The following is a 22041-nucleotide window of genomic DNA, read 5'->3' on the forward strand; positions in this document are numbered from 1 at the left end:
TTAGGTTGCAAGGGCAAAACTATATTGGTGATAACTATGCGTATCTATATCAAAGCAGTCGCAGTATCCATTCTGGCGCTATTCCCGATGCTGGCATTTGCCCATGTGGGCCACGATGGCGGTACTCATCACGTATTAGGTTTTACTGAAGGTTTTACTCACCCGTTTACCGGAATGGATCATCTGGTCGCCATGATCCTGGTGGGGATTTGGAGCGCTATGAATACGCGGCAGTGGTGGTTGGCTCCGCTGGTGTTTACCAGCCTGTTGCTGTTAGGAGCGCTGGTCAGTATGACCGGTGTTACCGTTGCTGCTACCGAATATCTGGTTGCGGCTTCGCTGTTGGCTATAGGTGCGATGGTCGCTTTGCGGCTTAATCTATCAGCGCTAATCGGCGGTTTGGTGATTGGTGCCTTCGCCATTTTCCACGGTTTGGCCCACGGCGCTGAGCTCTCTCATTCAGCAGTGGCACTCTCCGGTATGGTTATTGCAACCGCCGGGCTTCACCTGGTGGGACTGGGGATCGGATATCTGTTGGCTTCATCCCGTACGCCGATCTGGTGGACACGATTGATTGGTTGCGGTTCATCCCTGCTGGGGATCGGCTTACTCAGCGGTGTTATTTGACAGACACAGCCAAATAATGGCATTGCTGGCAATGGTGCCAGCAATGCCAAATCGGTTTGCATAGCTGGCAAAATGTACAGCAAGGTGCAGTCAGAATTGCTCTTTGATGGCAAACGCTATCCGGTATTTGCTACTCAGTCGTTTGCAGACGAGGAGAACGTCTGAGTAATAGGTTGAACAACCAATATGTCAGACTTGCCGCGATCAGTGAGTTAATTGTTGGTACTCCCCATTCAGTCATTAGCCCGATAGTGCTGCCGATGATGCTCGCTATAATCGCTGTCCAACCAATTAGCGGCGTTTTTTGTGGCAGTTCCCCTCGAGAACGGCTAGCGTCTAGAGCGTCTCGATGTGTACGCAGTATGTAGTAATCAACTAACATGACACCAATAATCGGCGGGAAAACGACGCCGAGCACGGTCAGGAAATCTACAAACCGGTCTAATATGCCTAAAACGGAAAACAACGTTCCTAATAGACCGATAATGATTGTGGTGGAGGTGTATTTGAGTTTTTTACCGGTTATACCCTCTATCGCATTCACCATTCCTAATGATGATGAATAAAGGTTAAGGTCGTTGACACGCAAGGTGGAAAATACCACCACCAGTAGCCCAATACCGCCCGCACTCTGCGCCATAATCGTCACTACATCTGCAGTACCAATCGTCTTGGCAATGAAAATAGCCAGGCCGTTCACTACGAACTCACCAGCAAGGATGGTCAGCAGCGTAATACCAAATACATGGCGCTTGTTTTTGGAGTAACGTGTCAGGTCCGGGGTCATCAGGCTGGCGACGATGGCTCCGCCGACCACGATAGTAATACCGACGCTGATGGTCAGGGCTTCACCTTTTGGTGCCAATAAAAAGGAGTCATGCAGTTTTTGCCCGGAGAGCACATGATAAGAAATGAAGAACACCAGTAGTATAAATAGTGGCACTGCAATACGAGCCGTGATACGTAATGCCTTAAACCCGAAAGCAACGAGTACAGTCAGAAATAGGCCAGACAATGATGCTGATAAAGCGAAGCCCAGGCGATCGCCGAGAGCAAAGTTGAGTGATTTGGCAAAGATAGCATTCTGAATACCAAACCACCCCAATAAACTGACAGCAACAACAATGCCGATCAGCACGGAACCCATTCGTCCAAATCCGCACCATCGAGCCAGTAGGCTGCCGGAAATACCTTCCCTCATGCCAGCCAAACCAAGCCCAAATGTCACAATACCAAAGATCAGGCTACCAATGGTGATCGCTATGAAGGCTTCCGATAGTGTCATTGAGTTGCCAAGCACCGCACCAAGCATAAACTGGTCTAGAGCCGTTAACATCCCCATATGTACGATGGCTACGCTCAGAAAGGACACTCTTTTGTCTTGTGGTACCCTGCTTAAAGGGTAATCTTCAATTTTTATCACAATAATCACTCTTTAGATAAATTGGATGCCTTTTTCTATCAGGCGGACTGGAATGTAATTATCTAAACCTATTAGTTTGCAATACTCTTCAAATTGTTGGAGTGTATGCACATCAGCTTTCTGGTAAATAATGTAGATTCGATTTTCTATGGTTTTTCGGCTTACATTATATAATCTCGCAATTTCCTTGATTGTATACCTTTGCAACATGAAGAATATTATATCAAGCTCAGATTGTGTGAATGTTTCAGAGTTGGTCTCGGTGGTTAATACGCTTGGCTTCTGTTGATTTATGTACTTAATAGGTGATAACGTATCCAATTGACGAGCGTTCCACATCGTTCCAACAAGCTCTTCTTCTTCATTATAAATAGGGAGTTTTTCACTAACGAATGGGGTTAAGAAGTCTTTCCCATACCAATAATGTGTTTCAATAACTGCAACTCGATCACGCGTTCCTTCTGTTTTACGGTCATGTTGTTGAAAATAAGAAGAAAATTCCACCCAGTCGGTTGGAAACTCATCATCAAGTTTTCCTTTAATATCAAAACTGAAAGGGGTGTTTGTGTAAAGATACGCTGCCTTGTTCATATAGATATGACGTGATGCTAAATCTTTTATGCCCCAAGGCTCACTTAAATGCTCCATCATTGTTATCAGACCTTTTAAATATAATTCATTTTTGCTCCAGAATGAATCCATTGAGCCCCTCAGTAATATCAGATTTTTTTTGCTAAGTAGATACGAGTATGTTTATGTGCATACCCATCTAAATTCCCATATGGTCTATACCCTAGTTTTTCGTAGAATCCTTGAGCCTGAAAACTAAAAGTATCAACGTAGGCCATATGGCATCCCCTTTCTAATGCCTCTTGCTCAGCTCTAAGCATGAGTTCTCTACCATAGCCTTTTTTGCGATAATAATCACTGACCCATAAGTATTGTACTTCCAATCCACCCCACCATGTTCTAGCCACTAATCCCGCAACAATTTTATTACTGTCATCAGTTATCGTCAGAAATAAAGGATGGATATCCACGGCATCATACTTGTGGTTATGGGCCCAAAGACTGTCAATCACAAACTCTTCATCTTGCGGAGCAGGCGTATCCGTTAAGTTAATTTTCATAGAAGATGATCCCTTACTGTGCTAATGGTTTTTTGTATAACATGGAGTATTTTGAAATTCTCATAACACTTTTTAGATATTATTACAAGGGTGACTTTCACCTGTTCCTATCACTATTGAGAGCGTCTATTTTGGTAACCAAAGAACGGATAAGTGTCATCGCAATAATCATTTTGACTAGACCAATTGTGCTTCACCAGGGAAACATTTTTTAAAATCCAAGTTCATTTTACAGAGCAAATGGACTTGCCACTACTAAAATGGTTCGTCAAATTTTGATTAACCCGACATTTTAGGAGTTATCGTCAAAATCGAGTTCATAGTATTTGTAAGAATGATGTTTCACTTCTTTGCTAGAATACTTCAATCGTTACCTTACTGGTATTAACCAGTAAACGTTAGTTGCTGTTCCTCAAGTTTACACCCCCCAAATGTCCCAAGCTGAGACCGCTACCACACTGCAATCGACAGACGGTCTGACTTCTCTGCGTTGCAAGCATAGGGTGCTCCTCGCCTCAAGTGTCTACACTGGAGTAAGATAACTGTTAGAATGTTCGGTCAGCTATGTGGCGAGTGAGAAAGTTATTGATGGCTCTATGAAAACACGCAAGCAGCGCCGTCCACATGGGCGGTGGATCTATTACATCCTGCATGAAGATATCCTTTGGCCATGCCCAGTAAAATGGGAGTGGGAGAGTAATTTTGAGACTTGGCTACCATTTTACTACTCGCCAACGTTGGAGTTTGTTGCAGGGGATCCGGCTAAAGCCGTCAGAGTCGGTAAAGCCCAAAAGAAGGGCTTGCCAACCGAAGACTCTTCTTCCTCTTAAGCCCTATTGCTCTCTTGATGTCGCCTAATAGCCAAATAGTGAGGGTCAGTCGAGCAGGTCTTTAACTGTGCGACGAACGTAATGCGTCATCTGCGCTAGATCGTCTGGAGCCACCGGGCCGCCGCCAGCGCGAATAACTTGCTGTTCGATCTGGGCGATTTCCTGTTCCACCTTGTTGGCTATCTGCACTTTAACGATTTTATCCACCGACGAAAGCAAGACCTTTAAAACGACTTTCAGTGCGATATTTTCGCAAAATGAGTCGTAGTAATGGGCTGCCTGCGGCTCCACAACTGGTTTTGACGCACGTGGGGCCATAGCCTTGAAACTGTCTACATTTTCAATAATAAGATCCATGTCTCTTATTAGTTCATCAAAATCTTTAGACACTGACTTATTTCCCTTTGCAATACGCAAAAAAGCACGCCTGGCTTTGTTTGCAGGCAGCACATAACTTGAATCGACCGTGATGTTGTGGCTGTAAGTGGTAGGTTGAACGGCATTTTAACCTCGCTGCGCTATAGCAAACAAGGTGTTGCTTCTGGATGATAATTGTTAAGCCTGAATGATTGATTTATCAGCGATGTTGCCCCCTGTTTGGTGGTTCAGGGAAGCTCCAGAGCAGGCCGCTGTGTAAACACAAAAAGTCAAAAAGTAACATTGCGAATAAAACGCAACGCCAGCTCGGTGCGGTTAGCATAGGCATAATGTTGATTGCTGTTAAAAACGTGCGTCTCGCCCTGGTTCAACGTAAGCGTCTGTTGCTCCAAAAGCAGCGTCAAACGTCCTTCGGTCACGTAAAGTATCTCGTGCCAGCCCTCTGCATCAGGCTGCGAGTCATACTGCTCACCTGGCATCAGCACCCATTCCCACAGTTCTATCCGTTGGCGTGCGGGGACACTGGCAACGAACAGTGCCTGGCTTCCTGCTTGGGTACCTTGCCACGCTAACTCATGCACCAGTGGCTCGCCATGGGCTTCTGGTGCCTGAATCAAATCCGTGAAAGAAACATTCAACCCGGCAGCAAGCTTATCCAATATGGCTAGACTCACATTACGGTCACCAGCCTCGATACCCGCCAACATGCGGCGACTAACGCCCGCCTTTTCTGCCAGCGCCATCTGGCTCAGGCCTGCCAGTTGGCGGAAACCGCGTACATTGCTGCTGAGGTTCTGCAGCACACGCGGGTGATCCTCTTTGGTGTTGTGCACTATATTGCTCATCTTTAGACTTTGCCTCATACTATCAGCAACTGTGCATTATATTGCACTTAGCAGGTAGGGCAAGTCAGTGTCGACAATCAAAAAAAACGTTATTTCATCGGTGATCCTGAAAATTAAACCGCAGGAGGCCGTGCTTATTCTGATTACCATGCTTTGGGGGGGAACCTTTTTGGCGGTGCATCAGGCTATGCTGGTCAGCGGGCCATTCTTTTTTGTTGGTTTGCGTTTCGCAACGGCGACGCTGGCGCTGGTGCTTTTTTCCTGGCGTTCATTGCAGGGCATGACGTGGTATGAAGTTAAAGCAGGGGTATTTATTGGTACCTCGATTATGTTTGGCTATGGCCTGCAAACGGTTGGGCTGCAAACTATCACCAGTAGCCAGTCGGCGTTTATCACCGCCATGTATGTTCCCATTGTTCCGCTATTGCAGTGGCTGGTGCTTGGCCGGTTGCCGGGGATAATGTCCTGGATCGGCATACTGCTGGCTTTTGTCGGGCTGCTGCTGCTGGCTGGGCCGAACAGTACCTCGGTTGCGTTCAGCATGGGGGATATCCTGACGCTTGTCGGCGCATTCGCCATTGCTGCGGAAGTGATCTTGATCGGCGCTTTTGCTGGCAAGGTAAACGTTCGGAGAGTGACCATTGTCCAGTTGGCAACGGCGTCACTGCTGTCATTTCTGATGATGGCACCGACTGGGGAGTCGATACCCGCATTTTCCAACTATCTGCTTTACAGCGCGGTAGGGCTGGGAATTGCCAGCGCGTTGATTCAACTGGCTATGAACTGGGCGCAGCGCAGTGTTTCACCGACACGCGCAACGGTCATTTATGCGGGTGAACCGGTATGGGCAGGGATTGTTGGGCGTATTGCCGGTGAACGTCTACCGGGTCTGGCACTGCTCGGTGCTGGGTTGATTGTGCTCGGGGTGGTGGTAAGCGAATTACGTATCCGGCGCCAGCCCAAACCGGAAGCCGTGGCAGAGTAGAGTAGGGCAATAGCTTGAATAACCAACGCCGCGTTTAGACGCGGCGTGGTCGTAATTACATCAGGCAGCTTTAGCCTTATTGCGGCGCACAAACTGATAGCCAATCCCCAGAATGACAAACCACAGTGGCGTAACCACCAGCGCTTGACGAGTATCATCGCGTAGCGACAACAGCACCAGCACAAACACGAAGAACGCCATACAGACCCAGCACATCAGTTTACCCGCCGGCATCTTGTAAATGGATTTCTGATGCAAGGCCGGGCGCTGTTTGCGGTAGACCAGGTATGAACACAAAATGATGGTCCAGACAAACATGAACAGAATGGCTGAAACGGTAGTGACCAGTGTGAAAACTGTCATCACGTTCGGGATCAGGTAAATCAGTACCACACCGCCCAGCAGACAGATACAGGAGAAGGTCAGGCCGTTGGCTGGCACCGCGCGTTTGGAAAGGTTGGCAAAAGATTTGGGTGCATCTCCCTCCTGAGCCAGGCCGAATAGCATACGGCTGGTAGAAAACACGCCACTGTTGGCGGAAGAGGCTGCGGAAGTCAGTACTACAAAGTTAATCACACTAGCGGCAGCAGGCAGACCAATGAGTACAAACAGCTCCACAAAAGGACTCTTGTCGGCAACTACGGAACTCCATGGCGTCACTGACATAATCACGATTAGCGCGAACACGTAAAACATAATGATGCGGATAGGAATCGAGTTAATCGCACGTGGCAGCACTTTTTCCGGATCTTTGGTCTCTGCCGCGGTGGTGCCGACCAGTTCAATCCCCACAAAGGCGAAGACCGCAATCTGGAAGCCAGCAAAAAAGCCGCTAATACCTTTCGGGAACATGCCGCCGTCATTCCAAAGGTGTGAGAAAGAAGCCACGCTGCCATTAGGAGATTCGAAATGCATGGCAACCATCACCAACCCAGCGATAATCAGGCCAACGATGGCCACGATCTTGATCATCGCAAACCAGAATTCCATCTCGCCAAACATTTTCACCGTTGCCAGATTCAAGCTCAGCAACAGTAGAACGCACAGCAAAGAGGCGATCCATTGTGACAGATCGGGGAACCAAAACTGGGCATAAGCGGTAATGGCAACCACATCGGCGATGCCCGTCACCACCCAGCAGAACCAGTAAGTCCAGCCGGTAAAAAATCCGGCCCAGGGGCCGAGCAGATCGGCAGCAAAATCACTAAAGGATTTGTATTGCAGATTGGAAAGCAGCAGTTCCCCCATCGCACGCATCACGAAGAACAGCATGAAGCCGATGATCATGTAGACAAAGATGATGGAAGGCCCTGCCAGGCTTATGGTTTTACCTGACCCCATAAACAAACCTGTGCCTATTGCACCACCAATAGCAATCAGTTGAATATGTCGATTTGTAAGGTTTCTTCGTAGATGATCTTCTGAGTCTGGCGCAGTGTCTGCGGCTAATTTGGAATGATCTACCATCTTAAGATGTCCTGTTTTACCTGTCATGAGTGAAATAGCGAGCTCTGAAGTGGCTCTTTTATATTGGTTTATCCGGATATTCCGGTTTTAGTAAGGTAACGCAATAGCGTCACCTTCGTGCAACATCTTTACAACATTTAAGCGTGGGATAAAAGCCGATTATTCTTTACTCAGGGAGGCGAATCGGACGTTCAAGGAGCGAGAGAGTACTCTTTGTTATAACAAATGAACAGATCTGGCTTTGCTTATCTTATTGATTCGAAAGATCTTGTTAATTTCACATGAGAAAAAGTAATGTGTGGAAACGGTTAGTTTAGCCAAGATGAACAGTGAGAGCCGTGAAGATGACAATGCCTATTCAGCAAGGCGAGCAATTGAGTTTTAATCAGTTTATGGCGGCCGCAGGCGCTTCGGGTAGGGCATTGGCGCGCTGTATAATACTTTTTTCGATGGTTTTGCGTTTTCAGTCACAAAAATAAAAATCATTGGTCCCGTAGGTTGTTATCGAGATGTTTGCTGGATGTACCGATCACAAAAGCGAAAGAAATAGGTTCTCGACCCCTGTATGCAAACAGTAAGCTATGCTCATCACGGGAAATAGTGAAGGGATTGAACATGTACAAGACCATTTTAGTACCGGTAGATATTGCGGAAGATGTGTTAACTGAGCACGCTTTAGAGCATGTTGAATATCTGGCGAAAATGTCAGGTGCCAAGGTGCATTTTTTCCATGCATTGCCAGATGCTTCGGCGTTTGTTACTGCCTATTCATTTGGTATCAAGGAATTTGAAAATCAGGCAGAGGTTAAAGCGATCGAAGGGCTGAAGAAAATTATGGCTGAAATTGATCTGCCTGTGGAGCGCTTGTCTTATACCATCAGTTTCGGCTCGCCTCGCGACGAAGTGCTGCAACTGGCTGAAGAGATAGAAGCCGATCTCATTGTGATTGGTTCGCGTCGGCCAAGTGTAAAAACCTATCTTCTTGGTTCCAACGCCGCTGCGATTGTACGCCATGCCAAAATCTCGGTGATGGTGATCAGATAATCGCTAAAGACTACGCCCGCTTAACCCTGGCGGGCCTGTTTAACACAGCTTTAATGTGTTGAACGCCAGCAACATTCCGGTGCATTAAGCGAAAAACACTTCGGGTTTTTGTGTTGTATTGACGATTTATGATGGCCAGAAACGGGTTCTTTGATGCCAGCCTTTGTCATACATGCAGGCTTGTATAACCGCGTTGCGAGCAGCTTCGTTGAGATCCTTTTGTACCGTCTTTAGTGATGGGGTTTTCTCGTAACGATGGCCATCAGGGCAGGTTTTCTCATCTTTATCGCAGCTGACATATTCACTCTCATATCCAAGTTCAAAGCTCTGGATATCGTTAGGTGGAAAACGATCGTACCCGAGGCTGGTGCACTCAGCTAATTCCGCATCTCGAGTATTATTGCTGGCTCCGGCGCGCTCCCACTGGGTACAGCCAGTCAAAGTGAACAGCGTGAAAATAACGATTAAGTTAAATGTCTTGCTCATCTGTCTATAAATCCGCATTTATTAACTATTAACAAGGCATATTCTTTATGCTGGGCCATGAATTTTAATGAAACAAAGCCAAATTAATAAAATAAAGTCATTATTGTTTGCGATTGGTTGAGGTTATCTATCTAGATGCTTGGCTTCATCATACCTAGGCTGTATCCCTTAACTGGACGCGAGCGCCGCTGGCGGTCATTTGTACGCAGAGCAAGGCGTGAGCCGTGAGGTTTGGTGGACCCAATAAGCGGCGAACAACGCAGCAAAGCGTACAAATGGCCCCAGCCCTGCGGCTCGCGCCCCCAAGCCCATTTGAGAACCGATCAGTATTTAATTAATGAGTCCATGAGATTATTCTGATTAAAATAAAATTTAAGTGCTAAGTTATTAAAAAACATAACGGTCTCAAGATAAGACAGTCAGGCCCACGTAACGGCAGCCTGACAAAGGCTGGAATTATTGGCGGTAGGCGTGCTTGATCTGCTGGATACTGTTTTTGAAGATTTCAGCCTGCGCAGGATCTTCAATCTGAGCGGCGAAGTGTTCGAGCTTGATGATTACTTTTCCCGCGTCTGCTTGGCCAATAGCTTTCAAGAGCAGCGTTAGTGTGGCTTTGAGGCAGGCAACTTCTGTAGCCAATGCTTCTGGGTTTGCAGACGTAGTGAAATCAATGGTGCTCATTTTCTCTCCTGATTTTAAAGTGTAAATCTGTTGCTGATTGCAATTAAATGCAAATTTACCGGTTGTCGATTCACTATGACAACCTATATCGCATTTATTTTGAGTGTTAGTATATACCTGAGTTACGTTGAATTGCTGGTGAATGGCAACTGAGTGACGGTTGGAGAGTGGTGCAATGCTTGAACAAAGGCCGCACTGACTGGCTAAACGGCACGCTGTGCGAATTGCTCGCATCGTTTGGTAGGCTAAAATGTGATGCGTTAAGTGACTATTCTGCTTGAGCCACAGAGTAACTAAAAAATGTGCAGCGGGTAATTAGTGAATAGATATGCCTTTCTAAGTGATGATTTATTATAAAATATTGCAGATATGTTTCAGCTGCGTGAATAAGTACTTAGTTTGCAACCTATTGATATCTTGGTTGGATAGATTAATTGAGAATGACTCTTTTTTGATGTGTAGATTGGATAGGTATTCTGAATATTGCCTTTCTACAGCGCTTTCTGCGTGACTAAAAATGGTTGAAATTTGTTATTTTTTTGTAATTCAGATAGTTATAAGCAATAATTACCTTTGAAATTATTATCGCGGATTTTGATACCTGACATTAATTTTGCCGCCAGAATGTGTAAAATAGCGTATCATAGAGCCGATAGTATTGAGCAACACCTAAATTGGCTTGGCGTAATTTCACCCGTTAGTGGATGATTAATCGCGCCACCGTGGAGCACGGTTCAGAAATTCTGCCTGTTCCGTAAGGTTAAACGTGAGTATGTATTGATCTGTATTCATTCTTTGCTGAAAACCAAGTAATATCTGTTTAGATGACAGAGGCTGATTGATTGCGTTACTCCCTTATTTTGGAGATTTTTCCTTGATTAGCGTTCTTCTTGTTGATGACCACGAACTGGTGCGCGCAGGGATACGACGCATTCTTGAAGATATCAAAGGCATAAAAGTTGTTGGTGAGGCGCAATGCGGTGAGGATGCCGTTAAATGGTGCCGTAGCAACTCCGCTGATATCGTATTGATGGATATGAATATGCCGGGTATGGGTGGGCTTGAAGCTACCCGTAAGATTGTTCGATATGCGCCCGACATCAAGGTTATCATGTTAACCATTCATACCGAGAATCCGTTGCCTGCCAAAGTGATGCAGGCTGGCGCTGCAGGTTATCTGAGCAAAGGTGCAGCACCACAAGAAGTGGTTAATGCTATTCGCTCTGTGCATTCAGGCCAGCGTTATATTGCTTCAGACATTGCGCAACAAATGGCATTAAGCCAATTGGAACCGCAGGCCGAGAATCCGTTCAGTACCTTGTCTGAACGTGAACTGCAGATAATGTTGATGATCACCAAAGGGAAAAAGGTAAATGAGATTTCTGAGCAATTAAATCTCAGCCCTAAAACGGTGAATAGTTATCGTTATCGTATGTTCACTAAGCTTAATATCAGTGGTGATGTTGAACTGACTCATTTGGCTATACGGCATGGGCTATTTAATGCGGAGACATTGTCCAGCAGTGACTGATTGTTTCGATGCTCAGGCATTTCTTAAAACCGTAACCAGTCAGCCTGGTGTCTATCGTATGTATGATATGACTGGTACGGTGATTTATGTCGGTAAAGCTAAAGACCTGAAAAAACGTCTCGCTAGCTATTTCCGCACCCAGGTTAATAGCCGAAAAACTGAGACGCTAGTCAAAAATATCGCGCAGATAGATGTTACCGTTACGCATACCGAGACTGAGGCGCTAATATTAGAGCATAATTATATTAAGCTCTATCAGCCTCGATATAATGTTCTGTTGCGTGACGATAAGTCTTATCCTTTAATCTTTCTTAGTGCGGATTCACATCCGCGGCTTGCTGTACACCGCGGTAGCAAACACGCCAAGGGGGAATATTTTGGCCCATTCCCCAATTCTTATGCCGTGCGTGAAACGCTGATGTTGCTGCAAAAACTGTTTCCTATTCGCCAATGCGAAAACAGCGTCTACCGCAATCGTTCTCGCCCTTGCCTGCAGTACCAGATTGGCCGTTGCCTTGGGCCATGCGTTACCGGCTTGGTGAGCGAAGATGAATACCAGCAGCAGGTGGATTACGTGCGCCTGTTTTTGTCTGGAAAAGACCAGCAAGTTCTGCACCAGTTGATTGAAAGTATGGAGAGTGCCAGCAAGTTGCTCAATTTTGAAGAAGCGGCACGAATACGCGATCAGATCCAGGCCGTGCGGCGGGTAACTGAAAAACAGTTTGTCTCTGGGGATAGTGACGATCTTGATGTTATTGGGGTCGCCTTTGACGCGGGTATGGCCTGTGTTCATGTGCTGTTCATTCGTCAGGGTAAAGTGCTTGGCAGCCGCAGTTACTTCCCGAAAGTTCCGGGTGGAACAGAATTGAGCGAAGTCGTTCAAACGTTTGTCGGGCAGTTTTATTTACAAGGTAGTCAGGCCAGAACCTTACCCGCTGAGATCTTGCTGGATTTCAACCTGCCGGAAAAAGATCTGCTGGCGAATTCATTAAGTGAAGTTGCTGGCCGCAAAATTCATATCCAAAGTAAACCACGTGGCGATCGTGCGCGTTACTTAAAACTGGCCTGTACCAATGCCACTACGGCACTTGTTACCAAACTTTCTCAGCAATCAACGATCCACCAGCGCTTGGCTGAATTGGCGAAAACGCTGAATCTTGCCGAAATCAACCGGATGGAGTGTTTTGACATCAGCCATACCATGGGGGAACAAACTGTCGCTTCCTGCGTGGTTTTTGACCATAATGGCCCGCTGCGCTCAGAATATCGCCGTTATAATATCACCGGCATTACTCCAGGCGATGATTATGCGGCGATGACACAGGTATTGAAACGCCGTTACGGCAAAGCGCTGGAAGAGAAAAAAATCCCCGATGTCATATTTATTGATGGTGGCAAAGGGCAGTTGGGCATGGCAATAGAGGTATTCAACACGTTGAATGTTACCTGGGACAAAAACAAACCGTTGCTGATCGGCATTGCTAAAGGTAGCGATCGCAAGGCCGGGTTGGAGACCTTGTTCTTTGTACCGGAAGGTGAGGGGATATCATTGCCATCAGACTCACCTGCGTTACATCTGATACAACATATTCGTGACGACTCGCATAATCATGCAATCACGGGGCATCGTCAGAAACGAGCCAAAGTCAGAAATACCAGTGCCCTCGAGTTGATCGAAGGCGTTGGGCCTAAACGGCGTCAGGTGTTATTGAAGTATATGGGCGGACTTCAACCACTATTGAATGCCAGCGTTGAGGAAATTGCAAAAGTGCCGGGTATTTCACAAGCATTAGCAGAAAAGATCTACAATGCATTGAAACACTGAGGGCAATGTAGCAACATACTCTTAATTTCCACTCCAGCCAGATAGTTACCGTAGCATTATGCAATTGAATATACCGACGTGGATTACCCTGTTTCGCGTAGTTTTGATCCCATTCTTTGTTCTGGCATTTTACCTGCCGTTCGTTTGGGCACCGATGCTTTGCGCTGTCATTTTTGTGTTTGCTGCTGTAACCGATTGGTTTGATGGCTTTTTAGCTCGTCGCTGGAAGCAGACAACCCGTTTTGGTGCTTTCCTCGACCCTGTCGCTGATAAAGTGATGGTTGCGGTAGCGCTGGTGCTGGTAGCAGAACACTACCATACCTGGTGGATAACCTTACCCGCTGCAACCATGATTGCCCGTGAGATCATTATCTCCTCGCTGCGTGAGTGGATGGCCGAGATCGGCAAACGCAGCAGCGTCGCAGTTTCATGGATTGGAAAAGTAAAAACGACGGCGCAAATGGTTTCATTGGTTGGTTTGTTATGGCGCCCAGAGCGGACTGTTGAATACGTAGCGTTTGTGTTGCTCTACATCGCCGCCGTACTGACTTTCTGGTCGATGTTCCAGTATCTGAATGCGGCACGTAGAGATCTGCTGGAACCCTGATTGCGCTGGAAAAATCGGCAAATAGACGGTGTGAGCCAACAATTTTATTGACTCGTACCGTCAGGACAGTAGAATGCATCGCATCAGGCAGCCTTATAGCGTTGCCAATAGATTGAAAAATATCAGCAAGTTCTGATTAAAGCGGGAATAGCTCAGTTGGTAGAGCACGACCTTGCCAAGGTCGGGGTCGCGAGTTCGAGTCTCGTTTCCCGCTCCAATCTCCTTTCAATGGATATTTGTACTTTACACGCAGCATTACAATAAAACGCTAAGCTGTTCAGTCGCCTCTATTTCCCAGCACGGGAAAGTCCCCAAGTACAAAGCATCCAACTCCACCACATCTAATAAACTTCTGTATCAGCAGTCAGTGCCTGTATTTAACGGCTGAGTACGCCTATTTTCCCGTAAATCTTGCTAACGGCACATTGGTGCTGAGTAACTGTCATTATTTCTGAGCATAAAGCCAGTCTGATCGAAAAAATCGTCGTTGTGATTGCAACAGTCTAAAACAGTGACAGGAACCTCATGACTACTGTCAGAATCTGACACTGCCGCCAGGTAATATTGCATGTGGAGATTCATTCACAGGAACATATTGAATGCTTACCCTATTCACAAATCACAATGGAGGACGATCATGACAGAACGGACTGGAAGATGTGCTTGCGGTGCAATCCGATTCAGGATCACTGCACCACTCAGGGGAGTTGGGGTATGCCATTGTACCGATTGCCAAAAGGCTTCAGGTGGTGCGCCGAACTATGTTGCGCTGGCCCCCAAAGACGCCTTTGAAGTCACTCAGGGAGAACCTAAAGTTTACATAAGTAACAGCGATAGCGGTAATGAGGTTCGGCGTACCTTCTGCCCAGAGTGTGGTACTCCGCTGTGGGGGATGCCTGCTATGGTACCACTAGTAACGGTTAAACTCGGTGCGTTGGATGATAATTCAGATCTTGTGCCAAACCTGCATTTGTATGTCGAATCCGCAGCGCCTTGGCATTTGATGCACGATGGAATACCCGCTTTTCCGAAGATGCCACCGTTGCAACCACAGGGTGAATAATTACTGGTAGGCAGTAAAACTGATCCAGGTACCGTATTTGAAAATGGCGTTCGAATACGGTAGCTCAGTGGCGGATATGCCTTAAAAACCAACTGCCGCGCACTATTATGCCATTACAGTCCTACAGGCAAAAATATCATTGCCAATTTTATGGGCGGACTGAAGAGCAATCTTGGTGTCATTTAAGTCTGAAATCAGCAGTCGCGTCGAACTCATCACAGGCGCACCGCAGAAATCGAAAATACCGTGGTCAATTTGCGCTTTCATTGCCTCGGCAAAACCGTGCTGGATATAAGTACGATCTTGCGCTGCACCGATACCAACTATATGTACCGGCAAGTGAGTGAGTTTTTTGACAAGTTCACCGTCTGTTGTTTCGTCGTACGCCCAGCCATTACAAAAAACCCGATCAATCCATCCTTTCAGCAGAGCAGGCATTGACCACCAGTAAATAGGGAACACCAATATCAGAGCATCGGCACGCTCAATTCTTTGCTGTTCAGCTAGCACATCATCCGGCGGTGAGGACTGTTTATTAAAGGCTGAAATGTCGGATGCGTTAAATCTTGGGTCAAAGCCCTCCGCAGCAATGTCTGCAATTTCATAAGTATGCGTAGGATCCGATGTAATCAATCCACTGGCTACTTGCCGCGCAACGCTATGAGTGAGCGATTCCTGAAGTGGATGAGAAATAGTGATAAGTGCATGCATAGGTAGGCTCCTGATTGTCACAACTAGGCTGTTGTTGTAGTCTATATACTACTAGTAAGTTTCTTTTGGTAAGTTACCTTTGGTATATAAACATGTCAATCAACAAAAATAATCAGCCCTCATCAACTCGGCTTCGTCTCTCCCGCGAAGAGCGTTACCAGCAGCTTATGAGCACGGCGTGGCAACTTATCGGAGAGGAAGGAACAGAAGCTCTGACCCTTACCAGACTTGCCGAGTGCGCAGGCGTGACCAAACCGGTTGTTTATGATCATTTTGGTACCAGAGCAGGGCTTTTTTCCGAGCTTTACAAGGAATTTGATCGCCGTCAGACGGCTCTGATGGATGCTGCTATTGCGCACAGCGAACCGACGCTTCCTGCCATTGCTACGGTAACTGCCTCATCATATATCGACTGCGTGTTGCATCAGGGGCAGGAGATACCAGGGGTAATTGCTGCTTTGAAAGGCACCCCGGAGCTTGACGAGATGAAACGTAATTACTCCAAGACGTATATTCAAAAGTGCAGGAATATACTGGCTCCTTATGCTAAAGGAGGAGTGATCTCTGATGCCAGCTTGTGGGCACTATTGGGAGCTGCAGAGGGCTTATCTTATTCAGCAGCGAGCGGTGAGATCACTGCGGAGCAGGCAAAATTTGAACTCTCTGAGTTAATTGTGGCAATAGTGGAGAGAAGTATTCACCAAGTAACTGCAATATTGTAGCGTCTTGTTTCAACGCCGCGCAGTGGTGAATGTCTCTAATATATATTGCGTGGTAAAAGTATAAATTGCTCGGTGCAGTCTGTCTTGGCATGTATCACTCGGTGCTGGCGTTGGCGCTGTTTAATAGAAAGCACGACAAATATGCGATGGATATAACGCTGTTGCTTTAAAATGTAGACTCATTTATAAGCCGATTATCTCTGATTTACTATCAATCAATAATACTTAACATATTAATGTTAAATACTGGCCTTGACGGGATCGCTGTTGAGCGTTCGAACACTGAAACCGTCAAAACCTAACGCCAGTTCCTAATCCAATCGTTGCACTTGAACTCCCACCACCACCAGAAATACCAATTGAAGTACATCCAACCAATAGAATAACCAAAATGCTGCAGACAATGATTTTCATAAAATCCCCTGTGTTGGCTGAACTCAACTTTGCTCGATTGACCACTTCTCCGCCCATGAACTATTAGGCTGTGTCCCTTAACTGGACGCGAACAACGCAGCAATGCGTACAAATGGCCCCAGCCCTGCGGGTCGCGCCCCAAAAGCCCATCCTCTGCGTTGTCGGGCCTGAACAGAGGGCCACTCTGCCCTGCGCCCTCCGCCTTGATAACAGGCTTTTGGGTCTGCGGCGGCACCACGGACAGTTAAGGGACACAGCCTAGCTCACAGAACCTGATACTATCAGTAAAGGTTTTTGACGGTTATTATGCAACTATCAGAGATCAGTATGTTAGATAACCAAGAGATTTGGCTTGGGCTAAGAAAATCTTTACAGTACCAGGCCCCAGTTTATCGGAATGAAATTGCAGAGTGACCAGAACCGCACCTCTCAGGCTATTTTTTATACTGAATAAAAATGAGAAAATAAGATAATAATGTGATTCTACTCGGTTTTATTGCTATTAGTCTTACTGCTTATTGCGAGAGTATTGACCCTATATCCTAAAATTGCTAGCGTCTTGCCCATAGAAAAATCTGATTGATGCTGGGCGCAGATCTGCCCTCCTTTGCAAGGTCGCAGCCTCTTTTCAACGCATAACATTCGTGCGCAATGATAAAGAGTATTTTGTGAATAAACCGAGTGATAACAGCCAGTCAGACAAAAAAATACCGGAAACCCCGGTGGTGCCCAGTATGCTTTTGGAGTGATCGCATTTTGCCAAATGGTTCACTTTTACGCTGATGCTCACCCTGCGGGTGATCCGCCTCTGCTTTACCAGGAGAATTAATGGAAGACAATCTAAGTGCCGAAACCAAGCTCATTGCGATTATTGGTTTGCTGGTATCGGTATTGCTTGTCGTGTCAGTTTTGTTTGGCATTGCGTATTTTTCTGTTCCTGCCCATATTGAGCAAGAGGTCGATGTTAAAACCTGTCATATGAAAGACGTTTGATTTGGTGAGAGCCGGTTTGGGCGTCATTATGACTATCGCCCCAAAAGCCCGTTCGAAGTAAAGTCGGGCTTGAACAGAGGGCCACTCTGCTCTTCACCCTCCGCCTTGATAACGGGCTTTTGGGTCTGCGACGGCACCACGGGCAATTAAGGGACACAGCCTAATGCTTGCAGCGTTATTGATCGAAAATGGGATACACCTTAAGTCTTGTTGCTTAATGGTTAGCCCGCTGTAGCCAGAAAATTGGAGAGATTCTTAGATACTGCAGACTAATGTTGCCAATACACAACATGTTAAGATGCGGAGAATAATTTGCCCATTGGCAAGACAAGCCTGTAAATTGTCAGTGAATGGTTAGAATAAATGAAGATATCGGGCTTTAACGCTGTTTTATGATATGAGTCAGGGTTAATAAAATACGCTTGTAATTCACAGGGTGAATTAATTTTATAAAAACATCTAATATATTTATAATATAAACCTGTAAGATAATTTTTGTGACAAACAGTTTACATTCCAAGAAAAATCCTTGTCATAAATATAAATTCTCATGCTAAAATAAGAGTAATCCCAACACGGACGTTCGTCTTCTAATCAGTAAAAGTTGTGAGGTGACGATGAACCAATTACTCTCTCGGGCAAGATTATCCCATGTTGTGATTGCAACAGCGGTGTTTTGGGTGTCGATTGCAACTTTTGTTGCTATCGCTATTAGTTACCACTAAACAATAGACAAGAACCCGTCATAGTTGGCGGGTTTTTTTATTTTACTGCTTGTTTGGGCGTTTATATTTAGATTTATCCCCAGTGTAAAATATCCTCGCACCTAGGCTGTGCTCCTTAACTGCACGTGAGCGCAAATGGCCCCAGCCCGTAGGGTCGCGCCCCAAAAGCCCGTTCTCTGTGTTGTCGGGCTTGATAACGGGCTTTTGGGTCTGCGACGGCACCAGGGACACAGCCTAATCGTGAATCAACGTGGTAAAAGCGTGCATTCCTATGCGCCTGATGCAAGGCAGCTCACTCCCGCTGCACTCACTCGGAGGATTGGCGCAGCGCATTCTGTTGGCGAACTCAATGAAGAAGAGGCAGATCAGGCCATTTTCTGATGAATGATGTGCAACGGGGGAGCGATATGAAGATCGACACTCAGATCTTGGCGAAAATCAAAAGGCGTGATGTCGAAACGCTTCCTGAACATGTACGTAAAGTGTGACTGGGAGCCGAAACCAAAATCAAGTGCGATATCGAAAATAGAAGAGTCGCTGCTCCGCAGTTGGTAAACGGCTCCTGCGAGTCGACGTTCACGAATATATTTACCTAACGAAATCCCTGTCGCTTCTTTAAACAGTTTCTGCATGTGCCACAACGAGTAGCCTGAGTAATCGGCTAATTCTTCAAGATGAATCACTCGTCCAAGGTGAGTTTCAACCCATCGGCTGAGGGCGCAGACTAATGAGAGGTGGTGTTCTTGTATCATCATCGCGTCTGTGTGAGGTCTACATAGTCGTGGAGTATACACAAATTGCCGCCCCGAACAAAAAGGCTGTGGTGGTAGGAGCATGATAAGAGAAAAAGCTTCACCTGATTTCTTGCCTGCATTCGGAAAAACCAGCTAATCTGAAGTTGTCCACTACCGCCGATCCTGAGTGGTTGTGGCCAGAAATTTAGCCAGCCTAAGCAGAGAGTCAACCGTAACAACTTCATGTTGATGGGGTGATCGCATGTTAATCACAGTGATTATTACTCTTTTTGTAATCGTAGGTGTCGCTATTTTTATGGCAATGCCAGTGATGATGGTGAATAAAGCTGAAGGCGTAGGGGGTGAAGAACCGTGAATGCACATGTAAGTTTAATCACCGAAGATAACTTGAACTGACAATCACTGCATGGTGACGGACTCTTGGAAACCGAGTCACGTCATCATAACTTCACTTATTCCTAGGCTATAACCACAAATCCGCCAGAAACGATCAATCAGCGCAACAAAGGATGCGGCATACTAAGCTAAATGACCGCTGGAGTTAAAATTAGCTTGAGGATCCCTGTTAAGCTGAATATCGGCCAGAATCCTTAGCTGTCTATGCAAGATCATTCTCTCAAGAAATAACGGACTCCTGTGTGTTTACTGCTGCGTTACTCCTGTTAGAGGATTAGGCTGTGTCCCTTAATTGCACGCGAGCGCCGCTGGCGGTCATTTGCGCACAGGGCAAGGCGAGAGCCGCGAGGTTTGGTGGACCAAATAAGCGGCGAACAACGCCGCAATGCGCGCAAATGGCCCCAGCCCGAAGGGTCGCGCCCCAAAAGCCCGTTATCTGTGTTGTCGGGCTTGAACAGAGGGCCACTCTGCCCTTCACCCTCCGCCTTGATAACGGGCTTTTGGGTCTGCGACGGCACCACGGGCAATTAAGGGACACAGCCTAGGATGCGTCACAGTACGTTGAGTTTGCTCCGGGTGGTTAATCTGCTCAAATCCATACGCTAGTTGTTGATTCATTATTCCGACTATAGGTAAAGAGAATATAACATTATGGAATTTAAGGATTATTACGCGATTTTGGGGCTTAAACCGTCCGACGATATCAAAGCTATCAAAACGGCCTACCGTCGGCTTGCGCGCAAGTTTCATCCCGATGTCAGTACCGAAGCCAATGCTGAGGCGCGTTTTAAAGAAGTGGCAGAAGCTTATGAAGTGCTCAAGGACAGCGAACGCCGTGCTCAATATGATGAATTGTTGCAACATCACAACGATCCCAATTTTGGTCGCCAAGCGCAGCGCCAAAGAAGTGGCGAAGCTGAGGATTTCTCAGATATCTTTTCCTCAATGTTTGGCAATGGTGCGCGTAGTCGTCAGCAACGTGCTGCCCGTGGGCAAGATGTTGAGATCGGTGTGGCGATGTTCCTAGAAGAAACTCTCAGCGAACAAACCAGAACCTTGAGTTACAAAGTACCGGTTTTCAACGCTTTTGGCCTGGTAGAAAAAGAAATCCCCAAAACGCTCAATGTAAAAATTCCGCCTGGAGTGGTTGATGGTGAACGTATACGCGTTAAAGGGCAGGGCGTGCCAGGTATAGCAGGTGGCACTAATGGTGACCTTTACCTGAATATTAAGCTCGCACCACATCCACTGTTTGATGTGGTAGGGCACGACCTTGAAATAGTCCTTCCACTGGCGCCATGGGAGGCGGCATTAGGGGCAAAAGTTTCCTTGCCAACGCTAACAGAAAATATTCTGCTGACTATTCCTGCAGGAAGTCAGGCGGGGCAGCGGTTACGTATCAAAGGTAAGGGGCTAATTGGTAAGAAAGAAACCGGCAACTTGTATGCGGTGATAAAGATTGTTATCCCACCAAAAACAGATGACAAGAGTGCCGCACTTTGGCAGCAGTTGGCTGAAGCGAATAAGGCTTTTGATCCCCGCACAGTTTGGAGTAAATCATAATGGCTCAGCTACAGATAACACTCACCATTACTGAATTTTGCTTGCATACGGGAGTGACCGAAGCGGAACTGACCGAGGTTGTCGGTCTTGGCGTTATCCAACCTCGCGATCCTCAAGCAGATCATTGGCTATTTGACGATGGGGCGTTGCAGGCGTTTAATCGTGCCCAACGCTTGCAACGCGAATTGGCCCTCGACTGGCCTGGTGTGGCTGTGACGTTGACTCTACTTGACGAGATAGAGCAGTTGCGCAAGGAAAATAATCAGTTGCGTCACCGTCTTGAACGATTTATCGCCAAGTAAGTCTGGTGGGCAATGGAGTGTCCGAGCAAAGGCTCTGCTTGCGGAAAAGTGCGCAAACGCGTGCTATTCTGTGCCGCGTTTGAATCAAGAAGGAAGTTACTATGTCTGAAATGCTGAGCAACGATCAGGAATTGGTTTCCGATCTGGTTGCCTGCCAACTTGTCATCAAGCAGATCCTGGATGTGATCGACATTATCGCGCCGACTGAAGTACGGGATAAGATGGCCAGTCAACTCAAGAGCATCGATTTCTCAAGTCATCCTGCGGGCGCAGACCCGATAACCAAAAGAGCGATTGAGAAGGCGATTGCACTGATTGAGATGAAGTTTAACCGTGATTAAGCCCTTAAACCGCCGTAGCCCGGCGGTTTAATTTTTTGCTGTAATACCTTCCATGTCTGTAGGCTTCTGCTTTAATAACGAGAGCTGCCAGGATGCTGCGGGCCATTGACAATCGATATCAATTATCACTTAAAATTTTCGTGTTCTCCCTGACCGCAATGGTATTGGCAAAAACGGCTGTGGGTTAAACACCGTTT

23 protein-coding genes and 1 tRNA gene are annotated in these 22041 nt (G+C 46.6%); 14 read left to right on the top strand and 10 right to left on the bottom strand.

Features of this window, described 5'->3' with window-relative positions:
* The first annotated feature begins 36 nt into the window (after positions 1 to 36).
* Complete coding sequence (locus tag SAQUA_RS09725) at positions 37 to 627, top strand: HupE/UreJ family protein (protein WP_380673004.1); 591 nt, start codon at positions 37 to 39, stop codon at positions 625 to 627.
* A gap of 130 nt (positions 628 to 757) precedes the next feature.
* On the opposite strand, the gene SAQUA_RS09730 is transcribed toward SAQUA_RS09725, so the two are convergent.
* From SAQUA_RS09730 to SAQUA_RS09740, 3 genes are read right to left on the bottom strand one after another with little or no spacing between them, the layout of a single operon-like run.
* The gene (locus SAQUA_RS09730; protein ID WP_380673006.1) at positions 758 to 2050 is read right to left on the bottom strand and encodes a cytosine permease; all 1293 of its coding nucleotides are present in this window, start codon (positions 2048 to 2050) and stop codon (positions 758 to 760) included.
* A gap of 12 nt (positions 2051 to 2062) precedes the next feature.
* Complete coding sequence (locus SAQUA_RS09735; RefSeq protein WP_380673008.1) at positions 2063 to 2752, bottom strand: helix-turn-helix transcriptional regulator; 690 nt, start codon at positions 2750 to 2752, stop codon at positions 2063 to 2065.
* Positions 2753 to 2769: 17 nt separating this feature from the next.
* The gene (locus SAQUA_RS09740) at positions 2770 to 3180 is read right to left on the bottom strand and encodes a GNAT family N-acetyltransferase (protein ID WP_380673009.1); all 411 of its coding nucleotides are present in this window, start codon (positions 3178 to 3180) and stop codon (positions 2770 to 2772) included.
* 596 nt (positions 3181 to 3776) lie between these two features.
* Here SAQUA_RS09740 and SAQUA_RS09745 point away from each other — a divergent pair.
* A complete protein-coding gene (locus tag SAQUA_RS09745; RefSeq protein ID WP_380673010.1) occupies positions 3777 to 4010 on the top strand; it encodes a hypothetical protein in 234 nt (77 codons plus the stop codon).
* Between the two features lie 45 nt (positions 4011 to 4055).
* Here the strand turns inward: SAQUA_RS09745 and SAQUA_RS09750 are convergent, their stop codons facing one another.
* Both SAQUA_RS09750 and SAQUA_RS09755 read right to left on the bottom strand, forming a co-directional pair.
* The gene (locus SAQUA_RS09750; protein WP_380673628.1) at positions 4056 to 4367 is read right to left on the bottom strand and encodes a hypothetical protein; all 312 of its coding nucleotides are present in this window, start codon (positions 4365 to 4367) and stop codon (positions 4056 to 4058) included.
* A 290-nt stretch (positions 4368 to 4657) separates the two neighbouring features.
* Positions 4658 to 5233, bottom strand: coding sequence for a helix-turn-helix domain-containing protein (locus tag SAQUA_RS09755; RefSeq protein WP_380673012.1), 576 nt, complete (start codon positions 5231 to 5233; stop codon positions 4658 to 4660).
* 67 nt (positions 5234 to 5300) lie between these two features.
* Between SAQUA_RS09755 and SAQUA_RS09760 the strand changes: the two genes are divergently transcribed.
* A complete protein-coding gene (locus SAQUA_RS09760; protein WP_380673014.1) occupies positions 5301 to 6218 on the top strand; it encodes a DMT family transporter in 918 nt (305 codons plus the stop codon).
* A 60-nt stretch (positions 6219 to 6278) separates the two neighbouring features.
* On the opposite strand, the gene cycA is transcribed toward SAQUA_RS09760, so the two are convergent.
* Positions 6279 to 7685 (bottom strand): D-serine/D-alanine/glycine transporter, encoded by a 1407-nt coding sequence (gene cycA / locus SAQUA_RS09765; RefSeq protein WP_380673016.1) that lies wholly within the window; start codon positions 7683 to 7685, stop codon positions 6279 to 6281.
* Between the two features lie 615 nt (positions 7686 to 8300).
* Here cycA and SAQUA_RS09770 point away from each other — a divergent pair.
* Positions 8301 to 8729 (top strand): universal stress protein, encoded by a 429-nt coding sequence (locus SAQUA_RS09770; protein WP_380673018.1) that lies wholly within the window; start codon positions 8301 to 8303, stop codon positions 8727 to 8729.
* Between the two features lie 126 nt (positions 8730 to 8855).
* On the opposite strand, the gene SAQUA_RS09775 is transcribed toward SAQUA_RS09770, so the two are convergent.
* Both SAQUA_RS09775 and SAQUA_RS09780 read right to left on the bottom strand, forming a co-directional pair.
* Entirely contained in the window at positions 8856 to 9215 is a 360-nt protein-coding gene (locus SAQUA_RS09775; RefSeq protein WP_380673020.1) for a hypothetical protein, read from the bottom strand.
* A gap of 456 nt (positions 9216 to 9671) precedes the next feature.
* Positions 9672 to 9896: a DUF2594 family protein gene (locus SAQUA_RS09780; RefSeq protein WP_380673022.1), complete on the bottom strand. Its 225-nt coding sequence runs from the start codon at positions 9894 to 9896 to the stop codon at positions 9672 to 9674.
* A gap of 874 nt (positions 9897 to 10770) precedes the next feature.
* Between SAQUA_RS09780 and uvrY the strand changes: the two genes are divergently transcribed.
* The 5 genes from uvrY to SAQUA_RS09805 all read left to right on the top strand — a co-directional run bounded on the left by uvrY (position 10771) and on the right by SAQUA_RS09805 (position 14922).
* Entirely contained in the window at positions 10771 to 11427 is a 657-nt protein-coding gene (gene uvrY, locus SAQUA_RS09785; protein ID WP_380673024.1) for a UvrY/SirA/GacA family response regulator transcription factor, read from the top strand.
* A complete protein-coding gene (uvrC, locus tag SAQUA_RS09790) occupies positions 11420 to 13252 on the top strand; it encodes an excinuclease ABC subunit UvrC (protein ID WP_380673026.1) in 1833 nt (610 codons plus the stop codon). The genes uvrY and uvrC overlap by 8 nt, the downstream gene beginning before the upstream one ends.
* Positions 13253 to 13310: 58 nt before the next feature.
* The gene (gene pgsA / locus SAQUA_RS09795; RefSeq protein WP_380673028.1) at positions 13311 to 13859 is read left to right on the top strand and encodes a CDP-diacylglycerol--glycerol-3-phosphate 3-phosphatidyltransferase; all 549 of its coding nucleotides are present in this window, start codon (positions 13311 to 13313) and stop codon (positions 13857 to 13859) included.
* Positions 13860 to 14000: 141 nt separating this feature from the next.
* Positions 14001 to 14076 (top strand) — tRNA-Gly (locus SAQUA_RS09800).
* 420 nt (positions 14077 to 14496) lie between these two features.
* Positions 14497 to 14922, top strand: a complete 426-nt coding sequence (locus SAQUA_RS09805) for a GFA family protein (protein ID WP_380673030.1) — start codon at positions 14497 to 14499, stop codon at positions 14920 to 14922.
* Between the two features lie 105 nt (positions 14923 to 15027).
* Here SAQUA_RS09805 and SAQUA_RS09810 read toward each other — a convergent pair whose 3' ends face one another.
* Complete coding sequence (locus tag SAQUA_RS09810) at positions 15028 to 15633, bottom strand: NAD(P)H-dependent oxidoreductase (protein ID WP_380673032.1); 606 nt, start codon at positions 15631 to 15633, stop codon at positions 15028 to 15030.
* 167 nt (positions 15634 to 15800) lie between these two features.
* Between SAQUA_RS09810 and SAQUA_RS09815 the strand changes: the two genes are divergently transcribed.
* Both SAQUA_RS09815 and SAQUA_RS09820 read left to right on the top strand, forming a co-directional pair.
* The gene (locus tag SAQUA_RS09815) at positions 15801 to 16355 is read left to right on the top strand and encodes a TetR/AcrR family transcriptional regulator (RefSeq protein ID WP_380673629.1); all 555 of its coding nucleotides are present in this window, start codon (positions 15801 to 15803) and stop codon (positions 16353 to 16355) included.
* Positions 16356 to 17597: 1242 nt separating this feature from the next.
* A complete protein-coding gene (locus SAQUA_RS09820; RefSeq protein ID WP_380673036.1) occupies positions 17598 to 17762 on the top strand; it encodes a hypothetical protein in 165 nt (54 codons plus the stop codon).
* Between the two features lie 1090 nt (positions 17763 to 18852).
* Here the strand turns inward: SAQUA_RS09820 and SAQUA_RS09825 are convergent.
* Positions 18853 to 19239, bottom strand: a complete 387-nt coding sequence (locus tag SAQUA_RS09825; RefSeq protein WP_380673630.1) for a helix-turn-helix domain-containing protein — start codon at positions 19237 to 19239, stop codon at positions 18853 to 18855.
* A gap of 1050 nt (positions 19240 to 20289) precedes the next feature.
* Between SAQUA_RS09825 and cbpA the strand changes: the two genes are divergently transcribed.
* The 3 genes from cbpA to SAQUA_RS09840 all read left to right on the top strand — a co-directional run bounded on the left by cbpA (position 20290) and on the right by SAQUA_RS09840 (position 21844).
* On the top strand, positions 20290 to 21201 hold the full coding sequence (cbpA, locus tag SAQUA_RS09830) for a curved DNA-binding protein (RefSeq protein WP_380673038.1): 912 nt from the start codon (positions 20290 to 20292) through the stop codon (positions 21199 to 21201).
* Complete coding sequence (gene cbpM / locus SAQUA_RS09835; RefSeq protein WP_380673040.1) at positions 21201 to 21503, top strand: chaperone modulator CbpM; 303 nt, start codon at positions 21201 to 21203, stop codon at positions 21501 to 21503. Before cbpA ends, cbpM begins: the two co-directional genes overlap by 1 nt.
* Before the next feature lie 101 nt (positions 21504 to 21604).
* On the top strand, positions 21605 to 21844 hold the full coding sequence (locus tag SAQUA_RS09840; protein ID WP_380673042.1) for a DUF2766 family protein: 240 nt from the start codon (positions 21605 to 21607) through the stop codon (positions 21842 to 21844).
* Positions 21845 to 22041 lie beyond the last annotated feature (197 nt).

This window comes from Serratia aquatilis (genome assembly GCF_044865145.1).
Taxonomy (GTDB): Bacteria; Pseudomonadota; Gammaproteobacteria; order Enterobacterales; family Enterobacteriaceae; genus Chania; species Chania aquatilis.